At 41.0% G+C, this 4920-nt stretch carries 3 protein-coding genes; 2 read left to right on the plus strand and 1 reads right to left on the minus strand.

Annotation, left to right across the window (positions count from 1 at the left end; translation table 11 throughout):
* Positions 1-298 (minus strand): hypothetical protein (locus ACJMMI_RS03680; protein WP_405353673.1); only part of this gene is annotated, 298 nt, incomplete at its 3' end.
* Positions 299-816: 518 nt separating this feature from the next.
* On the opposite strand from ACJMMI_RS03680, the gene ACJMMI_RS03685 reads away from it, so the two are divergent.
* Positions 817-2910, plus strand: a complete 2094-nt coding sequence (locus ACJMMI_RS03685; RefSeq protein ID WP_405353674.1) for a glutamine synthetase III — start codon at positions 817-819, stop codon at positions 2908-2910.
* A 111-nt stretch (positions 2911-3021) separates the two neighbouring features.
* Entirely contained in the window at positions 3022-4722 is a 1701-nt protein-coding gene (locus ACJMMI_RS03690) for an ammonium transporter (RefSeq protein WP_405353676.1), read from the plus strand.
* Positions 4723-4920: the final 198 nt, after the last annotated feature.

Here is a 4920-nt window from a genome sequence, read left to right on the forward strand (position 1 = left end):
ACATACCTACGGCATAATCTCTCTCTGCAAGAAGTTTAATTCCAAGCTCTTTTTCAGCTACCTTTTTGAAAAACTTGTGAGAAATCTGGAGCAAAATACCTACGCCGTCACCTGTCTTGCCTTCGGCGTCCTTACCTGCTCTGTGCTCAAGGGTTTCTACTATAGTAAGAGCATTTGCAACTGTATCGTGAGTTTTGATACCGTTAATGTTTACAACCGCACCTATACCGCAGTTGTCGTGCTCAAACTGTGGGGAGTAAAGTCCCTTGAAGTCCTGTCTGTTTGAGATTTGTTCCAATTTAATTCACCCTTTCCCGCCCAATGCTTCAACATCTACTCGCTACAGCATACTATATAATATAGTATAGGGTACTTTGTAAATGGATTGAGCTGTTAATACATTTTACATTTTTTGCAAAAACATATTATTTATATGAATAAAGTATGTTTTGAATTGTTCTGTCGCAAAACAGAACATTCACAATGATTTTATTATATAGCCTGTAACTATAGATGTCAATAGAAAATGCAACATTTTTATTGTAAACTTTCATATTTTTTAAAAAAGTCGGCAAAAATGCGATAAACCAATCTATAAATGCAAGATAGTTGCAAGAAAAATACTGTAACTTGCAAATGCTGAAAATATTTTTTAAATTTTTTTAAAAAAACTATTGACAAATGTGTCGAAAAGGTTTATACTACAGGCAATGACAAACAGCAAGGGCGCTGTGAGCCGGAAGGTTCGCAGTGCCTTTTTGTTTTTCAATAAACCTAAACAAAAATTTCTTTAAAAAACGGATAGGAGAGATTGAAATGGCAAAAGTTCCTGAATTATTTGGCAGTATGGTATTCAACGATCAGATGATGCTGGAGCGTCTTCCAAAGGCTACTTATAAGGCACTTAAAAAGACAATCCAGAACGGTGAGCCACTTGACGAAAGCGTAGCAAATGTAGTTGCAAGTGCAATGAAAGACTGGGCTATCGAAAAGGGCTGCACACACTACACACACTGGTTCCAGCCAATGACAGGTATCACAGCAGAAAAGCATGATAGCTTTATCACACCAAACGGTGACGGTCAGGTTATTATGGAGTTTTCAGGTAAGGAGCTTGTAAAGGGCGAGCCTGATGCATCTTCTTTCCCAAGTGGCGGTATTCGTGCTACATTTGAGGCAAGAGGCTATACAACATGGGACCCTACTTCTTACGCTTTTGCTAAGGATGGTACACTTTACATTCCTACAGCATTCTGCTCATACACAGGTGAGGTTCTCGATAAGAAAACTCCGCTTCTTCGTTCAATGGAGAGAATCAGCACAGAGGCAGTTAAGGTTCTTAATCTTCTTGGCAAAACAGATGTTACAAGAGTTGCAACAACTGTTGGTCCTGAGCAGGAGTACTTCCTTATAGATAAAGATGTATACGATCAGAGAAAGGACCTTATCTATACAGGCAGAACACTTTTTGGTGCTAAGGCTCCAAAGGGACAGGAACTTGACGACCACTACTTTGGTGCAATCAAAACAAGAGTTGCTGCTTTCATGGCAGACCTAGACAACGAGCTTTGGAAGCTTGGTATTCTTGCTAAGACAAAGCACAACGAGGTTGCTCCTTCACAGCATGAGCTTGCTCCTATTTTTACAACTACAAATATTGCAACTGACCACAACGAGCTTACAATGGAGGTTATGAAGAAGATTGCAGAAAAGCATGGTCTTGTTTGCCTCCTCCACGAAAAGCCATTCGCAGGTGTAAACGGTTCAGGTAAGCACAACAACTGGTCAATTTCTACTAATACAGGTGAAAATCTCCTCGACCCGGGTAAGACACCTGAAACTAATATTCAGTTCCAGCTCTTCCTTGCAGCTGTTGTAAAAGCTGTACATGAGTATCAGGATCTTTTAAGAATTTCTGTTGCTTCAGCAGGTAACGATCACCGTCTTGGTGCAAACGAAGCACCACCTGCAATCATCTCAATGTATCTTGGTGATGACCTCGGTGCTTTGGTTGATTCAATCATCAACGGTACAGAGTATGTAAGCAAGGGCAAGGTTAAGATGTCAACAGGCGTTGATGTTCTTCCAGACTTTAAGAAAGATACATCAGACCGTAACAGAACATCTCCGTTTGCTTTCACAGGTAATAAGTTCGAGTTCAGAGCACTTGGTTCAGCTCTCAACATTGCTTGTCCTAACATTATGCTTAACACAATGGTTGCCGAAGAGCTTTCAGAGTTCTACAATGAGTTAAAGGACGCATCAGATCTTGACACAGCAGTTAAGGCTCTCATCAAAAAGACATTCACAGAGCATCAGGCAATTATCTTCAACGGCAACAACTACGCTCCTGAGTGGGTTGAAGAAGCTGAGAAGAGAGGCCTTCTTAATCTCAAGTCACTTCCTGACGCTGTTGAGCATTACATTGATCAGAAGAATATTGACCTCTTTACAAAGAACAAGATTTATTCTGTAGATGAAATTCACGCAAGATATGAAATTGAGCTTGAAAACTATGCTAAGATTATCAACATTGAAGCACTTACAATGATTGATATGGCTAAAAAGGATATGATTCCTGCCGTTACATCATATGTAAGAGAGCTTACAGATACAGCACTTGCTAAGAAAGCACTTTCAGATGCAATCCCAACATCAGTTGAGGAAGACCTCATTACAAGCCTTTCAAACAAGCTTGTATGTTTCAGCAAAAAGACAGCAGAGCTTGAGAACGCTGTTATTGGTGCAAGCGAATATGAGGGTGATGTACTTGCTTATGCTAAGTATTACAGAGAGAGCGTATTCTCAGTAATGACTGAACTTCGTGCAATCGGTGACGCAATGGAAACAGAAACAGCCGCTGATTACTGGCCATATCCTTCATACGGTGAAATGCTTTACGGTGTATGATCGATTGACTGATTTTTAAATTTTAATTTGGTGACACAATGGCGTGTAACGGACAGATAAAAACTGTCTGGTACACGCCATTTTTGTTATTTAAAAAAAGGGGAGATCTATATGGCAGACATGATTTTTGGCAGTACAGGCGTATGGTATATGATAGGTGCCTTGCTTGTATTCTTTATGCAATGTGGTTTTGCGATGGTAGAAACCGGTTTTACAAGAGCGAAAAACGCCGGTAATATCATTATGAAAAACCTGATGGACTTCTGTATCGGTACAGTAGTATTCAGCTTACTTGGTTTTGGACTAATGATGTCGGAAAACTATATTGCAGGTTTCATCGGTGTTCCTAATCTTACAATGTTCACAGATTGGGCGAACTTTGATTGGAACTCTTTCGTATTCCAGCTTGTATTCTGTGCTACAGCAGCTACAATCGTTTCAGGTTCTATGGCAGAGCGTACAAAGTTCTCTGCATACTGTGTTTACAGTGCAGTTATTTCATTAGTTGTTTATCCTATCGAAGCAGGTTGGGTTTGGAACGGTCAGGGCTGGCTTGCACAGCTTGGTTGTGTTGACTTCGCAGGCTCAATCGTAATTCATATGGTTGGCGGTATCTCTGCTCTTGTTGGTGCAATCATTCTTGGACCTCGTATCGGTAAGTATGGCAAGAACGGCAAGGTAAATGCTATTCCGGGCCACAGCATCACACTTGGTGCTTTAGGTGTATTCATTCTTTGGTTTGCATGGTACGGCTTTAACGGTGCTGCTGCTGAAGACGGTTCAAGACTTGGTCAGATCCTTCTTACAACAACAATCGCTCCGGCTGTAGCTACAGTAACATGTATGCTCTTTACTTGGATCAAGAACGGTAAGCCTGATGTTTCAATGTGTCTTAACGCTTCACTTGCAGGTCTTGTTGCAGTAACAGCAGGTTGTGCAGATGTTGACGCTATCGGCTCTGCAATTATCGGTATCGTTTCAGGTATCCTTATAGTAGTAGCAGTAGAATTTGTTGATATTAAACTCAAGATAGATGACCCTGTTGGTGCATTTTCAGTACATGGTGTAAACGGTATGTGGGGTGGTCTTGCAGTAGGTCTTTTCGCAACAGGCAACGGTCAGGACGGTATCACAGGTCTTTTCTACGGCGGCGGTTTTGCTCAGCTTGGTAAGCAGGCACTTGGTATCCTATGCGTAGCTGCTTGGACAATCGTTTGTATGATCATCGTATTTACAATCATTAAAAAGACAATCGGTCTTCGTGTAACTAAGGAAGAAGAAATGAAGGGCCTTGATGTTTGCGAGCATGGTCTTGTAAGTGCTTATGCAGACTTTATGCCAATCGGCGTTGGTACTGCTTCCCTTGATGAAACATTTGATGTTGAGGGCAATGTTCCTGTAACAAAGGCTGTTCCTGTTCAGCTTGCCGGCAAGTATGATATGGCTACTGACGGTACAAAGATTACTAAGATTGATATTCTCCTCAAGCAGTCAAAGCTTGAAGCACTTAAGGAAGAAATGGATAAGCTTGGTATTACAGGTATGACAGTATCACAGGTACTCGGTTGTGGTGCTCAGAAGGGCAAGGCAGAGTATTATCGTGGTGTTGCAGTTGAAAGTAACCTCCTTCCTAAGATGAAGGTTGAAATCGTAGTTTGCAAGGTTCCTGTAAAGGCAGTTGTAGATGCAGCTGTTAAGGCACTTTATACCGGTCACATCGGTGACGGCAAGATCTTTATCTATGATGTTGAAGATGTTGTAAAGGTTAGAACAGGTGAAACAGGCTACGATGCAATGCAGGATATTGAGTAATCCTGATTACATTACCTATCCTTTTTAATTCACATAAACCGAGAGGGCTGACACGAGAAATTGTGTCAGCCCTTTTGGCTTAGTTTTTTATGGATCTGTTTTAAATGTTGGGGTAATATTGATAAATTAATGTTTAGCGGAAAACTTCGGATAAACAACAAAAAATTTAGGTCGAGCCTTTTTAAAGGCTCGTGGGTT

Origin of the sequence: Ruminococcus sp. (assembly GCF_045129435.1) — a bacterium.
Classification (GTDB): domain Bacteria; phylum Bacillota; class Clostridia; order Oscillospirales; family Acutalibacteraceae; genus Ruminococcoides.